This window comes from Marinobacter algicola DG893 (assembly GCF_000170835.1).
Lineage (GTDB): Bacteria > Pseudomonadota > Gammaproteobacteria > Pseudomonadales > Oleiphilaceae > Marinobacter > Marinobacter algicola.
In genome coordinates, this window is sequence record NZ_ABCP01000017.1 from 1 (window position 1) to 18,235 (window position 18,235).

The following is an 18,235-nucleotide window of genomic DNA, read 5'->3' on the forward strand; positions in this document are numbered from 1 at the left end:
CGGCCAGCAGCGGCTTTGGAGATATCTGCGGATTCTGCAATTGCATCGATCAGTTCGGACTTGTTCACACTAAACCCCTTCGATTTCAGGTTGAAGATGTTATAGGTTGGTTTGTTGTTTCCTGGACGTTCCCGACTATCGCATAAGCGGTCAGAGAATTCCATTCTTCACTATTTTTATTCCTTTCGGTTACTAACCGGTGTTCGGAATAGGCATTAACTGCGCGGGAGCCCTTGATATTGGCTGCTTCACGGCGAAACAGTTATACCAATGGGCTCTCTCGCATGTCAACAATACAACGCGTGTTTAATGTGTATTTATGCGCTCTGCAGCGTCGCCGTCTTCGTCACGGGGCTTACCTGCCCCCGTTTCTGAGGACGAATCTTCGGTGCGCGGTTCCGGCGGATAGGCCAGTGCAATATCGAGCACCTCGTCAATCCATTTGACCGGTCGGATTTCCAGTGACTCCTTGATATTGTCCGGTATCTCTTTGAGATCACGAGCATTTTCATCAGGGATAATAACTGTCTTTATACCACCTCTGTGGGCCGCCAGGAGCTTCTCCTTTAGCCCTCCGATGGGCAGAACCCGACCGCGAAGGGTGATCTCACCCGTCATCGCCACGTCGGCCCGAACCGGAATCTGGGTCAATGAAGAAACCAGTGCCGTGCACATGCCGATACCGGCACTCGGGCCATCTTTTGGCGTCGCGCCCTCGGGAACGTGGACGTGCAAATCGTGCTTTTCATGAAAATCGTCACTGATACCCAACCCCAACGCACGACTTCTGACCACTGTCAGGGCAGCCTGGATAGACTCCTGCATCACATCACCCAGGGAGCCGGTCTTGACCACACGTCCCTTGCCTTTGGTCAGGGCGCATTCAAGAGTCAGCAGCTCACCACCAACCTGGGTCCAGGCAAGGCCTGTCACCTGTCCGACCTGATTCTTCTCCTCGGCCAGGCCATACTTGAATTTTTTAACACCTGAATAGTCCTCAAGCATCTCAGGCGAGAGCGTCACAGTGGCCTTGGCACCGCTTTCAACATGATCCCGAACCACTTTACGGCAGATCTTGGCAATCTCACGCTCAAGGCCGCGTACGCCGGCCTCACGGGTATAGTAGCGAATCAGGTCACGAAGCGTTTGCTCTGGCATGTCGAGTTCGTTCTTACGCAGGCCGTTGGCCTTTACCTGCTTGGGCAACAGATATTTCAGCGCAATATTGACCTTCTCGTCCTCGGTGTACCCCGGGATGCGGATAATTTCCATGCGATCCAGCAGCGCCGGCGGAATGTCCATGGAGTTCGACGTACACACGAACATCACATCCGAAAGATCGTAGTCGACCTCCAGGTAATGGTCGTTGAAGGTGTGGTTCTGTTCCGGGTCGAGCACTTCCAGCAACGCTGACGCCGGGTCGCCACGATGATCCATGCCCATTTTGTCGATTTCATCGAACAGGAACAGCGGGTTCTTCACACCCACCTTGGACAGCTTCTGCAGCAACTTGCCCGGCAAAGCCCCGATATAGGTTTTGCGATGGCCGCGGATCTCCGCTTCGTCACGGACGCCGCCCAACGCCATACGCGTATACTTGCGATTGGTCGCGCGGGCGATCGATTGGCCAAGAGAGGTCTTACCAACACCGGGAGGACCTACCAGACAGAGAACCGGACCCTTCACTTTTTTCACCCGACTCTGGACAGCCAGATACTCCAGAATCCGCTTCTTCACTTCGTCCAGGCCGTAGTGATCCTCATCCAGGATGTCGCGGGCCTTTTCGATGTCGTGGCGAACACGGCTGCGCTTTTTCCAGGGAATGGCCAGCATCCAGTCGATGTAACCACGCACAACCGTTGCCTCTGCAGACATCGGTGACATCATCTTGAGCTTGTTCAGCTCCGCTTCGGTTTTCTTGCGGGCCTCTTCGGGCAGGCCGGCTTCTTCCAGCTTTTGCTCAAGCTCTTCAAAATCGTTATTGCCCTCACCGAGACTGCCCATCTCTTTCTGGATGGCCTTCATCTGCTCGTTGAGATAGTACTCCCGCTGGCTGCGCTCCATCTGTTTCTTGACGCGGCCGCGAATGCGTTTTTCCACTTCAATCAGATCGATTTCACCGTCCAGCTTGCCCAGCAGCAAGTCAACACGCTGACGAATCTCGAGGGCTTCAAGAAGCTCCTGCTTCTCGGGAATCTTCAGCTCCAGATGGGCCGCCATGGTATCTGCAAGGCGTTCAAGCTCATTAATGCCGGTCAATGCATTGGAGACTTCCGAGGGCACTTTCCTGGAGAGCTTCACGTACTTCTCGAACTCGTCCATCAGGGTTTTGACCAGCACGTCCTCTTCCCTGGCAGGCAGCGAGTCCTCATCCATCAGCATGGCCGTACCGGCGAGATACTCGCCATCAGCGATGCCGGTAATGGTTGCACGGGCGTTGCCCTCAACCAGGACCTTGACGGTGCCATCCGGCAACCTGAGCATTTGCAGCACTGTGGCTACGGTACCCATGGCAAACACATCATCCGGGCCCGGTTCGTCCGTTGACGCATCTCTCTGGGCCACCAGCAGGATTTCCTTGTTGCCCTCCATGGCCGCTTCCAGCGCCTGTATGGACTTCTCCCGGCCCACAAACAGCGGTACCACCATGTGCGGGAACACCACCACATCTCTCAGCGGCAACAGCGGGTATTCTTGCACGGACTCTTCAGGTATCAGGGTCATAGAAAATCCTCTGACGATGTTTGATTCAGCATATCACCCTTCATTGGGGCGACAGCAAAAATTGCAACTTTTTACGCTCTCAGGCATTACTTCCCGGCCCGGTGCGGGCATAAAAAAAGGGCGTTTCCGCCCTTTTTTAAACGCCGACTGACCGGAGCATCAATCCTCCGGCACCGCCTTGGCGTGGTCGCTGCTTGCATAAATCTTGAAAGGCTCGGATTGGCCGCTGATGACGCTCTCGTCAATCACCACCTTGGAGACATCATGCTCAGACGGTATCTGATACATGGTGTCCAGCAATGTCGCCTCCATGATCGAACGAAGACCACGGGCGCCGGTTTTCCGCTCCATGGCCTTACGAGCAACTGCCCGCAGTGCGTCTTCGCGAAAGTCCAGTTCCACGCCTTCCATGTCAAACAGCTTCTGATACTGTTTGGTCAGAGCGTTCTTGGGCTCGGTCAATATCTGTACAAGCGCCTCTTCGTCCAGTTCCGTCAGAGTCGCCACTACCGGCAGACGACCGACGAACTCCGGAATCAAGCCATACTTGACCAGATCCTCGGTTTCGACATCCTTAATGATATCGCCCGTGTTCTTGGTGTCGTCCGGACTCTTCACCAGCGCAGAGAAGCCAATGCTGCTGCGTTCTGAGCGCTCCTGAATCACCTTATCCAGGCCAGCAAAGGCGCCGCCGCAGATAAACAGCATGTTACCGGTGTCCACCTGCAGGAATTCCTGCTGCGGGTGTTTGCGGCCACCCTGCGGAGGAACGGACGCCACAGTGCCCTCAATCAGCTTGAGCAGCGCCTGCTGAACGCCTTCACCGGACACATCCCGGGTGATGGACGGGTTGTCAGACTTGCGGGAAATCTTGTCAATTTCGTCGATGTACACAATGCCTCGCTGGGCCTTGTCGACATCGTAGTCGCATTTCTGCAGAAGTTTCTGGATGATGTTCTCGACGTCTTCACCGACATAGCCGGCTTCGGTCAACGTGGTTGCATCGGCAATGGTGAAGGGAACATTGAGCATCCGAGCCAGAGTTTCGGCAAGCAGAGTCTTACCACTACCGGTCGGGCCGATCAGCAGGATATTACTTTTGCCCAGTTCCACTTCGGCCTTGCCCTCACCATAGCGAAGGCGCTTGTAGTGGTTGTAAACCGCTACGGATAGCACCACCTTGGCCCGGTCCTGGCCGATCACGTATTCATTCAGCGTGTCGCGGATTTCAGCGGGTGTCGGAAGACGATCACTGGCCTCTTCCTGTGCATTTTCCTGGATTTCCTCCCGGATAATATCGTTGCACAGATCGACGCACTCGTCGCAGATGAACACCGAGGGCCCTGCAATGAGCTTACGGACTTCATGCTGGCTCTTTCCACAAAACGAGCAGTACAGCAACTTGCCGTTATCGTCGCCCCTGCCGTTTCTTTCATCTGCCATTGAAATACCTCTGAGCTTGGTTTGCCGGCGCACTCACCTCAATACGCCAGCAGGGAATGTTGCGATTACCTTCAGTATTATTTATTCGGTACACGCTTATCAAGTATAGAATCAATCAGCCCGTAGTCCTTCGCCTGCTGCGGATCCATGAAATTATCACGGTCCGTGTCCTTGGCGATGGTGTCGAGCTTCTGGCCGGTGTGATGGGCCAGGATGGAGTTCAGGGTGTGGCGGATCTTCAGGATCTCACGTGTGTGGATCTCAATATCCGTTGCCTGGCCCTGGTAACCGCCTAACGGCTGATGAATCATAACCCGCGAATTCGGCAGGCAGGCACGCTTGCCTTCTGCACCGCCCGCCAGCAGAAACGCGCCCATGCTGGCAGCTTGTCCCACACACAGCGTGGCCACATCGGGCTTGATGAACTGCATGGTGTCGTAGATAGACATACCCGCAGTAACGGAGCCGCCCGGGCTGTTGATGTACAGATGAATGTCCTTGTCCGGGTTCTCGGACTCCAGGAACAGCAACTGAGCCACGATCAGGTTGGCCATATGGTCTTCGACCGGGCCCACCAGGAAGATTACCCGCTCCTTTAACAGACGGGAAAAGATGTCAAAAGAACGTTCGCCTCGTGCGGTCTGCTCGATAACGATTGGTACCAGGCCGGAATTGGTAACCATTGCGGGACCATCAATTGGTGTCTGCGTCATGATGCGCGTGAACTCCTTCTGGACAATGAAGTGGCGTTTTTTCGCCACCGCTTATAAATCAGCTACGCCTCGTTTTTCTTATCGCTACTAATCAGAGCTATTGCTGTGTTGGCTATTACTGTGCCAGCACCGGGCCAAGATGAAAACAGCCGGACGTACCGGCTGCTCTACTTCCCAGGCATGCGGGGCCAATCTGCAATGGCCCTGCTGTCTTTAACGCTGCTGCTGACCGGCCTGGATAGCCTCTTCGTACTTGAGCTTCTTCTCCTTGACCTTAGCCTGGTCAAGAATCAGATCAACGACCGCATCTTCGAGAACAGACGACTCGATCTGCTGCTTCTGCTCCGGGCTGCTGTTGAAATGCGCCACAACCTCTTCAGGCTGTTCATACGTTGACGCAATTTCCTGGATCTTTTCATCCACTTTAGCAGGATCTGCCTTCAGGTCATTCTGCTTGACCACTTCCTGGAACAGAAGGCCTGTTTTCACACGACGACGAGCCTGCTCTTCGAAGATTTCCTTGGGCAACTGCTGGAAGTCTACCTGGCCGCCGAACCGCTGTACTGCGTCCTGGCGCAGGCGATCGATTTCCTGATCCACCAGAGCCGTGGGCACTTCAAGCTCGGTGCTTTCAAGAAGCCCCTCAACCACGTCATTCTTGACCTTGTTTGAGACCGCCTGCTTGAGCTCACGCTCCATGTTCTTCTGCACTTCTTCACGGAACGTGCCTTCGTCTTCAGCGTCGATACCAAACTTCTTGAAGAATTCCGCGTCCAGCTCCGGCAGCTGCGGCTCCTGAACGTCGTGAATCTTGATGTCGAACTTGGCCGGCTTGCCCGCCAGATCTTCGTTCTGGTAGTCCTCAGGGAAAGTCACTTCGATTTCAAGCTCTTCACCGGCTTTACCGCCAACAATGCCTTTCTCGAAACCGGGGATCATCTGGCCCGAACCGAGGGTCAGTTTGTGATTTTCGGCAGCACCGCCTTCGAACTCTTCGCCATCAACAGTGCCCTTGAAATCGATCAGTACAACATCCTTGTTCTTGGACTTGCGTTTGACCGACTTCATGGTGGCCTGCTGGCGACGCAGGTTGTCAATCATGGTGTCGACGTCTTTATCGGCAATCTCGGCCTTCGGCTTTTCCACGGAGATCTTGCTGAAATCACCCAGCTCCACTTCCGGCAATACTTCGAAAATGGCCACGAACTCGAGGTCCTTGCCCTCTTCCATGGTTTTCGGCTCGAACTTCGGCCAACCTGCAGGGTTGATGTCCTGCTCCTGCAACGCCTTGATGTAGTTGTCGCGCATAACCTCGCCGACAATCTCCTGCCGGACGCTGTCACCAAAACGACGCTTCACCACACGCATGGGCACCTTGCCCGGGCGGAAACCGTTCATTTTTACCGTGCGAGCGGTTTCCTGCAGGCGTTTCTGAACCGCCTGGTCGATTTCCTGGGCGGGCACACCGATTGTCATCCGACGTTCGATGTTGGAGGTCGTTTCAACAGACACTTGCATGGAAGATCCTCAAATTACAGGTTCGGTATGTGAATGAAAGTAAAAGCTAAATTCGATTTCAGGACAAATACCCTGAAAAGGACGAAAATTTAAAAGCGGGTAGTTTATCACGGTTTGCCGTGCCGAGAGAATCCACCTGTTACAGGCAACTTCCGGGAATATGGGCGCCCCGCTCTTTTATCTGAAACGAGAGTTGGGGATTAAAACCAAAAAAGAAAGGGGGCTATAAACATCAATGTGACAGGAATCACTCTCCAGCCACTTCTGTAACCCATAAAAAAACCCCCTCAGAGTTTCTGAGAGGGTTTCTGATTTGGTACCTCGGGAGGGACTTGAACCCCCACGCCTTGCGGCAACAGGACCTAAACCTATCGTGTCTACCAATTCCACCACCGAGGCAAAAAAATCGGAATTCTGTTCCTAAAGGAGCCATAGATCACTGCAAGCAGGAAAGTGGGGTGGACGAAGGGGTTCGAACCCTCGACCGCAGGAGTCACAATCCTGAGCTCTACCAACTGAGCTACGTCCACCACATCCAGACTACTGCCGGGCAGAGACCCCAACAGGCACTTCAGGTAAACTTTGCTGATTCGGTGTCTCCGGGACGGATCAAACCGTCTGCGGTATGGCGCGCCCGGCAGGACTCGAACCTGCGACCACCGGCTTAGAAGGCCGATGCTCTATCCAGCTGAGCTACGAGCGCATAAACCGTTCGCCCACCTGACTGTTCAATATCCTGGACTGACCAGAAAGTGGTCGGGGTAGAGAGATTCGAACTCCCGACATCCTGCTCCCAAAGCAGGCGCGCTACCAGACTGCGCTATACCCCGTCTCAACTGAACAACAGATACCTCAGCAAAGTTGGCGCGCATATTACCGGCGCCGAACCGGTCCGTCAACACGCATTTCGGGTTTTCGCCCTTCGATTGGCGACGGAGCCCAAGCATGAGACAATGCTGCGCCTTTATTCTCGCACAACCGACAAGACAAAGACATGAGCGCCAAACTGATCAACGGAAAAGACATCGCCGCCACTGTGCGACAACAGGTTGCGGCAGGAACTGAAGCCCGCAGGCAACAGGGGCTTCGCGCGCCCGGGCTGGCTGTGGTGCTGGTAGGCAATGACCCGGCCTCGCACGTGTACGTAGGCAACAAGCGCAGGGCCTGTGACGAGGCGGGCATCATGTCGCTCTCCTACGACCTTCCGGAAGACACCTCACAGGAAGCCCTGGAGGCTCTGGTTGACGAGCTCAATGAGAACCCAGACGTGGACGGCATCCTGGTGCAGCTTCCCCTGCCCGACCACATGGACGCTGACCCCATTCTGGTAAAGATTCGCCCTGACAAGGACGTGGACGGCTTCCACCCCTACAATATCGGACGCCTGATGCAGCGCAAGCCGGCCCTGAGACCCTGCACACCAGCAGGCGTCATCACCCTGCTGGACAGCGTAGACACCCCTTATAAGGGCCAGCACGCCGTTATCGTGGGCGCATCCAACATCGTCGGTCGCCCCATGACCATGGAGTTGTTGCTCAAAGGCGCCACCGTGACAATATGCCACCGGTTTACCGACGACCTCGAGAAGTTTGTGCGGGAAGCGGACATTCTGATTGCCGCGGTCGGAAAGCCGGGGCTGATCAAGGGTGAGTGGGTCAAACCCGGAGCAACCGTGATTGATGTGGGAATCAATCGAATGGAAGACGGCAAGCTGCGTGGTGATGTCGATTTCGAAGCGGCTTCGGAGCGGGCTGCGTACATTACTCCAGTGCCCGGCGGCGTAGGCCCCATGACGATTGCGACGCTGCTACAGAACACGCTCTATGCAGCGAACGAGCTACACAAGGATTAATCCGGCCCCACAAAAAACCCCGCATTCGCGGGGTTTTTTGATCGTCGGCCCTGATTACTGACCGTACTTCTCTTTCGCCTTCAGACGATAGGCGTGCAGAAGCGGCTCGGTGTAACCATTCGGCTGCTCGCGGCCCTTGAGAACCAGATCCATGGCAGCCTGGAAGGCAATGCTGCCCTCGAACTCCGGCGCCATGTCACGGTAGGACGGGTCGTTCGCATTCTGGCGATCAACCACTGCCGCCATGCGCTTCATGGTTTCGTTGATCTGCTCTTCGGTGCAGATACCGTGGTAGAGCCAGTTGGTCAGCAACTGCGAAGCGATACGCAAGGTAGCGCGGTCTTCCATCAGGCCCACATCGTTGATGTCGGGAACCTTGGAGCAGCCGACACCGCTGTCGATCCAACGCACCACGTAACCGAGAATACCCTGGGCGTTGTTGTCCAGCTCCTGCTGAATTTCTTCCGCCGACAGGGATTTCGGGTCGTCCATTACAGGCACGGTCAGGATGTCATCCAGGTTGGCACGGGTGCGGCTTTCCAGCTCTTGCTGGATATCCGCAACGCTCACCTGATGGTAGTGGGTGGCGTGCAACGTAGCCGCTGTTGGTGACGGCACCCATGCGGTATTGGCGCCGGCTTTCGGGTGACCGATCTTGGCTTCGAGCATACCCGCCATCAGGTCCGGCATGGCCCACATTCCTTTACCGATCTGGGCAACACCACGGAAACCGGTTTCCAGGCCGATATCCACGTTCCACTGTTCGTAGGCCTGGATCCAGGCAGCCTGCTTCATCGGCCCCTTACGGATAAACGGCCCCAATTCCATGGAGGTGTGGATCTCGTCACCAGTGCGATCCAGGAAACCAGTATTGATGAAGACGGCACGCTCTCTGGCGGCATAGATGCAGGACTTGAGGTTAACGGTGGTACGCCGCTCCTCGTCCATAATGCCCACTTTCAGGGTGAACGCCGGCAGACCAAGCGCATCTTCAACGCGACCGAAAAACTCGTTGGTAAACGCCACTTCTTCAGGCCCGTGCATCTTCGGTTTAACAATGTAAACCGAGCCGGTGGTGCTGTTCTGCAGCTTGCCAGTGCCTTTGAGGTCGTGGATTGCGATCAGTGAGGTCATGAGTCCGTCCATCAACCCCTCAGGCACTTCACTGCCGTCTTTCAGCAGGATGGCCGGGTTGGTCATCAGGTGACCCACGTTACGCACGAACATCAGGCTGCGGCCTTTCAGCACCAACTCTCCGCCTTCCGGCTTGGTGTAGGCACGATCACCGTGCATCTTGCGAGTGGTTTGCTGGCCGCCTTTCTCGAAGGTTTCTTCCAGGTCGCCTTTCATCAGACCCAACCAGTTGCGGTAGGCCAGCGCCTTGTCATCGGCATCCACGGCAGCGACGGAATCCTCACAGTCCATGATGGTGGTCAGGGCTGACTCCATCAGCACATCTTTTACATGTGCCCCGTCATCCTTTCCGATGGGGTGGCTGGCATCGACCTGAATTTCAAAGTGCATGCCATTCTTGACCAGCAGCACGCCAGTAGGTGCATCGGCGGCGCCGGTGTAACCCACAAAGCCGGACTCGTCTTTCAGGCCAGTAGACTCACCGTTCTGCAACTTGACCACCAGCTTGCCACTCTCAACCAGATACTGGGCTGCGTCTTTATGGCTGCCAGAAGCCAGCGGAGCGGAACTGTCCAGAAGGTTGCGCGCAAATTCAATGACCTTGGCACCACGAACCGGGTTGTAGCCACGGCCTTTTTCGGCGCCGTTTTCCTCGGAGATCGCATCGGTGCCGTACAGTGCGTCGTAAAGACTACCCCAACGGGCGTTGGCAGCGTTCAGCGCAAAACGGGCGTTCATCACCGGAACAACAAGCTGGGGACCAGCCATGGTGGCCACTTCCGGATCCACGTTTGAAGTGGAGATCTTGAAGTCACCGGGCTCGTCAACCAGGTAGCCGATATCCTTCAGGAACGACTTGTACTCGGCCATGTCGAGCTTCTGGCCCTTGTGGTCACGATTCCAGGTGTCCATTTTCTCCTGGATGTCATCGCGCTTGGCCAGCAGCTCTTTGTTACGCGGAGCCAATTCGTGAACAATCTTGTCGAACTCGGCCCAGAATTTGTCAGCGTCGACACCCGTGCCCGGAATTGCTTCGTTGTTAACGAAATCGAACAGGTTCTTTGCGACCTGAAGGTCGCCGACTTGTACGCGTTCTGTCATCGTTGTTTGCCTCAGTGGGTTACTGTATTCCCTGCCCTTTTTACGGGTTTACCCGTCAGGGCCGTTATAATTCGAGGGCCGTATTGTACGGGAATTTCCCTACAAGGTCATTCCCATGCCAACAACACGACCTTTGGTGGACATCATCCCCTGCGCCAGCTGGTGCCTTCGCGACTGTCGTCCAGGATAACGCCTTTATCGGCCAGCTCATCCCTTATACGGTCCGCTTCGGCGAAATCTTTCTGCTTGCGCGCATCGGCACGGGCCTGGATCATCGCCGCGATGTCGTCAGCACTGAGCTCACCGCCAGTATCGGCCTGAAAGAAAGCTTCCGGGTCCTGCTGCAACAGCCCCAGAACACCGCCAAGCCTCACAAGCACCGCAGCTTGCTCGTTAGCCTTTTCGTCGCGCCCTTCCCTACGGTGCAGGTTGATCTCATTAGCGACTGCATGAAGAACCGCCGTGGCTCCTGCAGTGTTGAAGTCGTCATCCATGGCCTCGGCAAAGCGCTGATCGTGTTCTGTTTCCGCCACGTTCTTGGCGGGCACCAGGCCACGCAGAGCATGGTAGAGACGGGTGAGCGTGCGCCCAGCTTCCGCGAGATTGTCTTCCGAGTAGTCCACCTGACTGCGGTAATGGCTGGATACAAGGAAGTAACGCACCACCTCCGGCGCATACTTCTCAAAGATCTCACGGATGGTGAAGAAATTGCCCAGGGACTTGGACATTTTCTCCTTGTTCACCCGAATTGCGCCAGCGTGCATCCAGGTGTTCACAAAGGTATGGCCATTGGCGCATTCGGACTGGGCAATTTCGTTCTCATGATGCGGGAACAGCAAATCCGGCCCGCCGCCGTGGATATCAAAGGTCTCGCCGAGGCAACGATTGGACATGGCAGAGCATTCGATATGCCAACCCGGCCGACCGTCACCCCAAGGTGAAGGCCAACTTACCTCACCCTCTTTAGCGGCCTTCCAAAGCACAAAATCCGCCGGGCTGCGCTTCGCTTCCTGAACATCCACCCTTGCGCCAGCCACAAGATCCTCAAGCTTTTTCTTGCTGAGTTTGCCGTAATCGGAGTACGACTCGACGGAAAAGTAGACGTCGCCGTTATCGGCGGCATAGGCATGACCGCCCGAAACGAGCTTGTGGATCATGGCCACGATGTCATTAATGTAGTCGGTCGCGCACGGCTCTTCGGTAGGCGACAAAACGCCCAGCTTGGCCTCATCCTCGTGCATGGCCTTGATCATGCGCTGGGTGAGGTCGCTATAAACTTCGCCATTCTCGTCCGCGCGGCGCAGGATCTTGTCGTCGATGTCGGTGATGTTGCGCACGTAGTGGACATCGTAGCCGCTGTGACGCAGGTACCGCGTGATCACATCAAACGCCACCAACACCCGCGCATGTCCCAGATGACAGTAGTCATACACCGTCATGCCACAGACATACATGCGAACCTTTCCTGGCTCTATCGGCTGAAACTCTTCCTTTTGCTGACTAAGGGTGTTGTAGATTCTAATCACGCGTCGCTCGTTAAAAATTGAATGAATGTATCACCGAACTTACTTGCCCTTGCCCCAGGAATCCCTGAGGGTCACGGTACGGTTAAACACCGGACGGCCTGCTGCCGCAGTCAGTTCCTGATCGCAGAAGAAGTAACCTTCCCGTTCAAACTGATACGGCAGGTCGGTCCCCGGAGAGGCCAGATTTTTCTCGGCTCGTGCGCCTTTGAGAACCACCAGCGATTCCGGGTTAATGGATTCCACAAAGTCGGTGTCTTTGTCGCTGTCCGGCGACTCTTCGACAAAGAGCCGGTCATACTGGTTGATGTCAACTTCCACGCTGTCGGCCGCCGATACCCAGTGGATCACGCCGTTGGGCTTGTAGCCCTCCGGATTCACACCGAGTGTGTTCTGGTCGAATTCGCACTTCAGCTCAACAATTTCACCATTGTCATTGCGAATCACCTCACGGCAAGTCATCACATAGCCGCCACGCAGACGAACCGCCTGATCAGGCGCCAACCGTTTCCACTTTCGCGGAGGTTCCTCGGCGAAATCTTCACGGTCGATGAACAGGGTCTGGCTCCAGGTGACTTCACGCTCGCCCATGTCCGGGTTCTGGGGGTGAAGCGGCAACACCAGGGTTTCGGTCTTGTCTTCCGGGTAATTAGTCAGTGTTACCTTCAGCGGGCGCATTACGCACATGGCGCGGGGCGCACGGGTATTCAGGTCTTCGCGAATGGCGTGCTCCAGCATGCCCATATCCACGGTGCCGCCGGCCTTGTTGACACCGATCATGTCACAGAAGGTGCGGATGGACTCCGGGGTATAACCACGGCGGCGCATGCCGGAGATGGTGGGCATGCGTGGATCGTTCCAGCTATCGACAAAGCCTTCGTCCACCAAACGCTTGAGTTTGCGCTTGCTGGTGATGGTGTAATTGAGATTCAGCCGGGCAAACTCGATCTGCCTTGGCTGGCACGGAGCGGAGATGTTTTCCAGCACCCAATCATACAACGGGCGATGATCCTCGAATTCCAGGGTGCACAGGGAGTGCGTAATCCCCTCCATGGCGTCGGAAATCGGGTGGGTGAAGTCGTACATCGGATAGATGCACCATTTATCGCCAGTCTGGTGATGGTCGGCATAACGAATCCGGTACAAAATCGGGTCCCGCAGATTGATGTTCGGGGAGGCCATATCGATTTTGGCGCGCAGCACCAGCTCACCGTTCTGATACTTACCGGCGCGCATATCGCGGAACAGCTGAAGGTTTTCTTCCACCGGACGGTCGCGGTAGGGACTGTTCTGGCCCGGTTCTTTAAGCGTACCCCGGTACTCGGCCATCTGATCGGCAGTCAGCGCGCACACATAGGCTTTGCCTTTTTCAATCAACTCAACGGCAAAGTCGTAAATGGCGTCAAAATAGTCCGAAGCGTAGCGAACCTCTCCGCTCCATTCACAACCCAGCCAATGAACATCCTGCTTGATGGAGTCAATGTACTCCTGGGATTCTTTTTCAGGATTAGTATCGTCAAACCGCAACGTGCATTCACCGCCAAAGGTTTCCGCAATGCCGAAATTCAGGCAAATGGATTTGGCGTGGCCGATGTGCAGGTAACCGTTCGGCTCGGGTGGAAAACGGGTCACAACCTTACCCGTGTGTTCGCCTTTGGCAACGGCGTCTTCGATCAGGCTCTGGATGAAGTTATGGGCTTTCTTGGACTCGGCGCTCATACAATCTCAATCGTAGGGTGTGTATCTGAAACCGCGTATTATACTCACAAATCATTGCCTAACTCATGCACGCGTACAAACTCTTCAGTACAATAACTGCCACGTTGCTTTTAATACCTACTTGAACAGGAAACCCTGATGATTCTGCTGAAAACCTCCCACGGTGACATCACACTGGAACTGGATTACGACAAGGCCCCCGAGACCGCCAAAAACTTTGAGCAATATGTTCGCGACGGATTCTATGATGGGCTGATCTTTCACCGTGTGATCAGCAACTTCATGATTCAGGGTGGCGGCTTTGAACCCGGCATGACCCCTCGAAAGACCCGCGAGCCCATTCAGAACGAAGCCAACAATGGCCTCAGCAATATGCAGGGCACCGTTGCCATGGCCCGCACCATGGACCCACACTCCGCCACCGCGCAGTTCTTCATTAACGTCGAGAACAACGGCTTTCTCGATCACACCGCGGAGAATGCCGAAGGCTGGGGCTACTGCGTCTTCGGCAAGGTTGTGGATGGTATGGAAACGGTAAACGCCATTCGCGCGATACGTACCACCATGCGTGCTGGGCATCAGGATGTGCCCGCTGAAGACGTGGTGATCGAAAAAGCCGAAATTACAGAGGATGGAGGCGCGGCGTGACCACGCTGTTCATCTCAGATTTACACCTGGAAGAGTCCCGCCCGGACATCACCAATGCGTTTTTGGGGTTTCTTGAAGAGAAGGCCCGCGGTGTGGAGCAGCTCTACATTCTCGGCGACTTTTTCGAGGCCTGGATTGGCGATGACGAGCGAACGCCCTTGCAGGAACGGATTGCGACAGCACTGCACGCGGTCAGCGACTCGGGCACCAGGTTGTTCCTGATGCACGGAAACCGGGACTTTCTGATCGGCGAGGAGTACTGCAATCGAATTGGCGCCACTCTACTGGATGACCCAACGGTGGTGGACCTTTACGGCACGCCCACCCTGCTGATGCACGGTGACAGCCTGTGTACCGCGGATGTGGAGTATCAGAAATTCCGCGCCAACATGCGCAACCCGCAATGGCAGCAGATGATTCTCCAACGCCCCCTGGCCGAGCGTCAGCAGATGGCCCGTCAGTTACGGGAAATCAGCATGGCCAAGAACCAGGGCAAGGAAGAGTTCATCATGGACGTCACCAAAGATGAGGTGGTGAAGGAAATGGAAGCGCACGGGGTGCAACGGCTGATTCACGGCCACACCCACCGCCCGGCGATTCACGAACTGGAGGCAGGCGGTAAACCGGCAAAGCGGATTGTGCTGGGAGATTGGGACGAAAACGTCTGGTGGCTGGTGGTGGAACCGGACAAGGAACCGGTTCTTACCAAACAACCGCTGTAAAAAGAGCCGGGCATCGCCCGGCTCTTTTCGTTCAGTGCTGCAGGATCTGCTTCAGGAACTTCTGGGTTCTGGGCTCCTGCGGGTTGGTGAAGAAATCGTGGGGCGGCGCCTCTTCAACAATTTCACCGCCATCCATGAAAATCACCCGGTCGGCCACCGTCTTGGCGAAGCCCATTTCATGGGTAACGCACAACATGGTCATGCCGCTGCCGGCCAACTCAATCATGACGTCCAGCACTTCCTTGATCATCTCCGGGTCCAGCGCCGATGTCGGCTCGTCAAACAGCATGATTTTCGGTTTCATGCACAGCGCCCGGGCAATCGCGACCCGCTGTTGCTGGCCACCGGAAAGCTGGCCTGGAAACTTATTGGCCTGGTCCGGAATTTTCACTCGTTCCAGGTATTCCATCGCCGTAGCCTCGGCTTCCTTACGGGGCGTTTTCCGCACCCAGATCGGCGACAGGCAGCAGTTCTCAAGCACCGTCAGATGCGGGAACAGGTTGAAATGCTGAAACACCATACCAACCTCACGTCGCACGCTGTCGATCTGACGTACGTCGTCCGTCAGCTCCACGTCGTCGACAATGATTTTGCCTTGCTGGTGTTCCTCTAACCGGTTGATACAACGAATAAACGTGGATTTGCCCGAACCGGAGGGGCCACATATAACAATGCGCTCGCCATGGCGAACTGTCAGGTTAAGGTCCTTCAGCACGTGGAAATCGCCGTACCACTTGTGCATGCCCTCCACCCGAATAATGTCAGACTTGCCCACGTCTGTGGACGGTGACGACTGTGTTTCAGGAGTTTGCGTTTGTTCTGTCATTGGTTTACCCATCAGGTTCTGTGACCGGTATCGAGTTTGCGCTCAAGGTTCTGGCTGTATCGGGAGATGCCGAAGCAAAACACCCAGAAACAGAACGCCACAAAGACATACCCCTCCACGGCCACGTTCTGCCAGGCGGGGTCCGTAACCGTCGATTGAACGGTGCCGAGAATATCGAACAGCCCGATAATCAGCACCAGCGTTGTGTCCTTGAACAACGAGATAAACGTGTTAACGATGCCGGGAATAACGAGCTTGAGCGCTTGAGGCAGGATGATCAGCCCCATTTTCTTCCAGTACCCAAGGCCCAGGGCACTGGCGGCTTCGTACTGCCCACGGGGGATGGCCTGCAGGCCGCCACGAATGACTTCCGCCATATATGCGGACTGCCAGAGCGTGATGCCGATGAGCGCACGCGCTAGTTTCTCGAAGTTCATGCCTTCCGGGAGGAACAACGGCAGCATCACCGAGGCCATGAACAGTACCGTGATTAACGGGACTGCTCGCCACACTTCGATGAAAACCACACAAAGCCCACGAATGATCGGCATCTCGGAGCGCCGCCCCAGTGCCAGCAAGGTCCCGATCGGCAACGAGGCAATGATGCCGATGTACGCCAGAATCAGCGTCAGCATCAGCCCACCCCACTTCGAGCTCTGAACCTCCTCCAGGCCAAATAGGCCACCCGGAATCAGGAAATAGCCGACAATCGGCAGCCCTGTCAGTCCGAACAACCCCAGCCACTTACGGCCAGGAAAGCGTTCAATGAACTGAGGCGCGAAAGACAGTGCCAGCAGGCCGAACATAATGTCCACGCGCCACTGGAACTCCTCGGGATAAAACCCGTAGATAAAGAAATTAAGCCGCTGATTGATAAACAGCCAGCAGGCCCCCGCTCCGGTGCAGTCACTCGGGTCACTGCCCTGGAAGTTCGCATCCAGCAACACCCAATTAAGCAAGGGACCCACACTGGTCACGATCAGGTAGCCCACCAAGAGCGTCAGAATCGTGTTGTGCCAGCTTGAAAACAGGTTTTCCCGCGCCCACCGGACCGGATCAATGCGCTTTTTTGGCGCTTTCATGGTTGACTCAGCCATCATCGCTCCTTAATCGCTACAGCCCGGTTATAGATATTCATAAACAGGGAGATCAACAGGCTGATGGTGAGATAAACGGCCATGGTAATGGCCACAACTTCCACGGCCTGGCCGGTCTGGTTCAGCGTAGTTCCCATGAACACCGCAACCAGATCGGGATAACCGATGGCCGTAGCGAGCGAGGAGTTCTTCACCAGGTTGAGATATTGGCTCGTCAACGGCGGGATAATCACCCGCATCGCCTGGGGAATCACCACCAGTCTGAGCGTAAGGCCATTCGGAAGGCCCAGTGCCTTCGACGCCTCAGTCTGCCCCTTACTGACCGAAAGAATGCCGGACCGCACGATTTCCGCGATGAAGCTGGCGGTGTACAGGGACAAGGCAATCCATAGAGCGGCCAGTTCCGGAATGATGGAAATGCCACCACCGAAATTGAAGCCCTTCAACGCTGGCAAATCCCATTCCAGAGGCTGACCGGCGAGGAAGTACGACATTATCGGAACCAGAAACAGAATTCCCACGCCCACCTTGAAGGTCGGGAAAATCGCTCCGGTCGCCAGTTGGCGCCTCTTGGCCCATATGCGAATGCCGATGACGGCTGCAATGGCCGCGAGAATGCCTCCCCACACCAGGCCAAAGCCATCCTGAGTCACCGGCTCCGGCACATACAGGCCACGATTGTTGAGGAAAAAGGCGCCGCCGACGTCCACGCTTTGTCGCGGTGAAGGCAGGCTACTGAGCACCGCAAAGTACCAGAAGAAAATCTGCAGCAGCAGGGGGATGTTGCGGATCACTTCGATATACGCCAGAGAGACTTTGGCAACCAGCCAGTTACTTGAAAGCCTGGCGACACCGATGATGAAACCGAGGATAGTGGCGGTCACCACACCCATTGCCGATACCAGAAGGGTATTGGTCAGGCCGACCCAAAAAGTTCGACCGTACGACATGGTGGCGTCGTAGGGGACCAGGCTCATGATGATGCCGAACCCGGCTGATTCATCAAGGAACCCGAAACCGGTGCTTATGCCACGGCTCTCCATATTGGAAAGCGTATTGTCGATAAGAACCCAGCCACCCCAGAAGACAAGGGCAATGGCTACTACCTGGAAAAAAATAGCGCGAACCCGCGGGTCGTACCAGGGCTTTGGCCCCGCAGGTTTGGAATCAAAGGTTTGTTTTTTCATGCATGTTCCCGGAAAGCTAGCCCGCGAC

General features: G+C 55.6%; 13 protein-coding genes, 4 tRNA genes and 1 pseudogene. 3 read left to right on the top strand and 15 right to left on the bottom strand.

What is annotated here, in order from left to right; translation table 11 throughout:
• The 9 genes and pseudogenes from MDG893_RS21240 to MDG893_RS11945 form a co-directional block, all read right to left on the bottom strand.
• Nucleotides 1-68: pseudogene (locus MDG893_RS21240) on the bottom strand (DNA-binding protein HU); the annotation flags it as partial.
• 238 nt (nucleotides 69-306) lie between these two features.
• Complete coding sequence (gene lon / locus MDG893_RS11910) at nucleotides 307-2,724, bottom strand: endopeptidase La (RefSeq protein ID WP_007154038.1); 2,418 nt, start codon at nucleotides 2,722-2,724, stop codon at nucleotides 307-309.
• 159 nt (nucleotides 2,725-2,883) lie between these two features.
• Nucleotides 2,884-4,167 (bottom strand): ATP-dependent Clp protease ATP-binding subunit ClpX, encoded by a 1,284-nt coding sequence (gene clpX / locus MDG893_RS11915; RefSeq protein WP_007154039.1) that lies wholly within the window; start codon nucleotides 4,165-4,167, stop codon nucleotides 2,884-2,886.
• A gap of 77 nt (nucleotides 4,168-4,244) precedes the next feature.
• Entirely contained in the window at nucleotides 4,245-4,880 is a 636-nt protein-coding gene (gene clpP, locus MDG893_RS11920) for an ATP-dependent Clp endopeptidase proteolytic subunit ClpP (RefSeq protein ID WP_036205091.1), read from the bottom strand.
• 213 nt (nucleotides 4,881-5,093) lie between these two features.
• Complete coding sequence (tig, locus tag MDG893_RS11925; RefSeq protein WP_007154041.1) at nucleotides 5,094-6,398, bottom strand: trigger factor; 1,305 nt, start codon at nucleotides 6,396-6,398, stop codon at nucleotides 5,094-5,096.
• A gap of 314 nt (nucleotides 6,399-6,712) precedes the next feature.
• A tRNA-Leu gene (locus MDG893_RS11930) sits at nucleotides 6,713-6,797 on the bottom strand.
• A gap of 55 nt (nucleotides 6,798-6,852) precedes the next feature.
• Nucleotides 6,853-6,928: transfer RNA gene (locus MDG893_RS11935), tRNA-His, on the bottom strand.
• A 96-nt stretch (nucleotides 6,929-7,024) separates the two neighbouring features.
• Nucleotides 7,025-7,101, bottom strand: a tRNA-Arg gene (locus MDG893_RS11940).
• A gap of 50 nt (nucleotides 7,102-7,151) precedes the next feature.
• Nucleotides 7,152-7,228 (bottom strand) — tRNA-Pro (locus MDG893_RS11945).
• Nucleotides 7,229-7,392: 164 nt separating this feature from the next.
• On the opposite strand from MDG893_RS11945, the gene folD reads away from it, so the two are divergent.
• Nucleotides 7,393-8,250 carry a bifunctional methylenetetrahydrofolate dehydrogenase/methenyltetrahydrofolate cyclohydrolase FolD gene (gene folD / locus MDG893_RS11950; RefSeq protein ID WP_007154042.1) on the top strand — a complete coding sequence of 286 codons (858 nt, stop codon included), beginning with the start codon at nucleotides 7,393-7,395 and terminating at the stop codon, nucleotides 8,248-8,250.
• 54 nt (nucleotides 8,251-8,304) lie between these two features.
• Here the strand turns inward: folD and MDG893_RS11955 are convergent, their stop codons facing one another.
• The 3 genes from MDG893_RS11955 to MDG893_RS11965 form a co-directional block, all read right to left on the bottom strand.
• On the bottom strand, nucleotides 8,305-10,485 hold the full coding sequence (locus MDG893_RS11955; protein ID WP_007154043.1) for a malate synthase G: 2,181 nt from the start codon (nucleotides 10,483-10,485) through the stop codon (nucleotides 8,305-8,307).
• A gap of 143 nt (nucleotides 10,486-10,628) precedes the next feature.
• Complete coding sequence (cysS, locus tag MDG893_RS11960) at nucleotides 10,629-12,011, bottom strand: cysteine--tRNA ligase (protein ID WP_040474548.1); 1,383 nt, start codon at nucleotides 12,009-12,011, stop codon at nucleotides 10,629-10,631.
• Between the two features lie 39 nt (nucleotides 12,012-12,050).
• A complete protein-coding gene (locus tag MDG893_RS11965; protein WP_007154045.1) occupies nucleotides 12,051-13,727 on the bottom strand; it encodes a glutamine--tRNA ligase/YqeY domain fusion protein in 1,677 nt (558 codons plus the stop codon).
• A gap of 138 nt (nucleotides 13,728-13,865) precedes the next feature.
• Between MDG893_RS11965 and MDG893_RS11970 the strand changes: the two genes are divergently transcribed.
• Together MDG893_RS11970 and MDG893_RS11975 are read left to right on the top strand one after the other, a co-directional pair.
• Complete coding sequence (locus MDG893_RS11970) at nucleotides 13,866-14,375, top strand: peptidylprolyl isomerase (protein ID WP_007154046.1); 510 nt, start codon at nucleotides 13,866-13,868, stop codon at nucleotides 14,373-14,375.
• The gene (locus MDG893_RS11975; protein WP_007154047.1) at nucleotides 14,372-15,097 is read left to right on the top strand and encodes a UDP-2,3-diacylglucosamine diphosphatase; all 726 of its coding nucleotides are present in this window, start codon (nucleotides 14,372-14,374) and stop codon (nucleotides 15,095-15,097) included. The genes MDG893_RS11970 and MDG893_RS11975 overlap by 4 nt, the downstream gene beginning before the upstream one ends.
• 31 nt (nucleotides 15,098-15,128) lie before the next feature.
• Here the strand turns inward: MDG893_RS11975 and MDG893_RS11980 are convergent, their stop codons facing one another.
• From MDG893_RS11980 to MDG893_RS11990, 3 genes are read right to left on the bottom strand one after another with little or no spacing between them, the layout of a single operon-like run.
• Nucleotides 15,129-15,923 carry an amino acid ABC transporter ATP-binding protein gene (locus tag MDG893_RS11980; protein WP_050776501.1) on the bottom strand — a complete coding sequence of 265 codons (795 nt, stop codon included), beginning with the start codon at nucleotides 15,921-15,923 and terminating at the stop codon, nucleotides 15,129-15,131.
• 11 nt (nucleotides 15,924-15,934) lie between these two features.
• Nucleotides 15,935-17,020, bottom strand: a complete 1,086-nt coding sequence (locus MDG893_RS11985) for an amino acid ABC transporter permease (RefSeq protein WP_007154050.1) — start codon at nucleotides 17,018-17,020, stop codon at nucleotides 15,935-15,937.
• Nucleotides 17,020-18,207, bottom strand: coding sequence for an amino acid ABC transporter permease (locus tag MDG893_RS11990; RefSeq protein ID WP_007154051.1), 1,188 nt, complete (start codon nucleotides 18,205-18,207; stop codon nucleotides 17,020-17,022). The genes MDG893_RS11985 and MDG893_RS11990 overlap by 1 nt, the downstream gene beginning before the upstream one ends.
• Between the last annotated feature and the right edge of the window lie 28 nt (nucleotides 18,208-18,235).

Bases quoted from the DNA above. Each gene is read 5' to 3' on its own strand.
- MDG893_RS11990 (WP_007154051.1), bottom strand. From the start codon at position 18,207: ATGAAAAAACAAACCTTTGATTCCAAACCTGCGGGGCCAAAGCCCTGG.
- clpP (WP_036205091.1), bottom strand. From the start codon at position 4,880: ATGACGCAGACACCAATTGATGGTCCCGCAATGGTTACCAATTCCGGC.
- MDG893_RS11985 (WP_007154050.1), bottom strand. From the start codon at position 17,020: ATGGCTGAGTCAACCATGAAAGCGCCAAAAAAGCGCATTGATCCGGTC.
- lon (WP_007154038.1), bottom strand. From the start codon at position 2,724: ATGACCCTGATACCTGAAGAGTCCGTGCAAGAATACCCGCTGTTGCCG.
- tig (WP_007154041.1), bottom strand. From the start codon at position 6,398: ATGCAAGTGTCTGTTGAAACGACCTCCAACATCGAACGTCGGATGACA.
- clpX (WP_007154039.1), bottom strand. From the start codon at position 4,167: ATGGCAGATGAAAGAAACGGCAGGGGCGACGATAACGGCAAGTTGCTG.
- MDG893_RS11965 (WP_007154045.1), bottom strand. From the start codon at position 13,727: ATGAGCGCCGAGTCCAAGAAAGCCCATAACTTCATCCAGAGCCTGATC.
- MDG893_RS11970 (WP_007154046.1), top strand. From the start codon at position 13,866: ATGATTCTGCTGAAAACCTCCCACGGTGACATCACACTGGAACTGGAT.
- MDG893_RS11955 (WP_007154043.1), bottom strand. From the start codon at position 10,485: ATGACAGAACGCGTACAAGTCGGCGACCTTCAGGTCGCAAAGAACCTG.
- MDG893_RS11980 (WP_050776501.1), bottom strand. From the start codon at position 15,923: ATGACAGAACAAACGCAAACTCCTGAAACACAGTCGTCACCGTCCACA.
- folD (WP_007154042.1), top strand. From the start codon at position 7,393: ATGAGCGCCAAACTGATCAACGGAAAAGACATCGCCGCCACTGTGCGA.